Annotated in this window: 1 protein-coding gene; it reads right to left on the bottom strand. The window is 53.3% G+C overall.

Translation table 11 applies throughout. The features are described from left to right. A partial coding sequence (locus D1159_RS19005) for an IS256 family transposase (RefSeq protein ID WP_161847138.1) occupies positions 1-813 on the bottom strand: 813 nt, incomplete at its 3' end. Positions 814-880 lie beyond the last annotated feature (67 nt).

The raw sequence follows: 880 nt of genomic DNA, 5'->3' as shown, positions 1-880 counted from the left end.
GCTGACAGACCGGGTGGAGGAGCGGATCTGATGGACGATACAACGCTGTACCTGGCTGTGAGGATAGGCTGCCCCGATGGCCTCCACGAAACCCTTCAAACCGTCCACGCAGAACAGGTAAATATCCAAAACACCTCTGCTTTTGAGGTCATTCAGCACATTCAGCCAGAATTGCTCACCAATCCACACGCCCAGAATGTCCTTTGTGCCGTCCATGGCAACGCCCAGAACCACATAGGCCGCCTTTGTCTGGTACTGATGGTTTTCCTTCACCTTGTAGTAGTGGATGGCATCCAAAAATACGAATGGATACACCGCCTCTAACGGCCGGTTCTGCCACGCTGTGACCTCTGGCATGAGCTTCTCGCTGATCTTGCTCACCAGCTCCGGCGAAATGTCCACAGCATACAGGCTCTTGATTTGTTCCGAGATGTCCCGCTGGCTCATCCCACAGACGTACAGCCCCAAAATCTTTTCCTCCATCCCGTCCGCGTTCCGGCTGTACTTCCCGATGGTCTGCGGTTCGTGCTCCCCGTCCCGGTCCCGGGGCACCTTCACCTCCACCGCTCCAAGCTGGGCCTTTACCGTCTTTTTTGAGTAGCCGTTGCGATAATTCCGGGCCTTGTTTTCGACAGCTGTTTCCGACGTGCGCTGACTTTTTTCGTATCCCAGCTCCGTGTCCAGTTCGCTTTCCATCACCTGCTGCAATACGTCCCGGAACATCTCCTTCATTGCGTTCATGATCTCTGTGGTGCTGTTGGACTTCTGGCTGTCCACGTAGGCCTTCAGCAGTTCCTTTGGGGTCTTTTCCATTAAAAATTCATCCTTTCAATCAAGTTCGATGCCTGCTCCGATTCTTGACTGAAAGGATGTCTTTTTT

The sequence above is a fragment of the Pseudoflavonifractor sp. 524-17 genome (assembly GCF_009935845.1).
GTDB lineage: Bacteria > Bacillota > Clostridia > Oscillospirales > Oscillospiraceae > Pseudoflavonifractor_A.
This window is presented reverse-complemented; position numbering and strand designations above follow the sequence as displayed.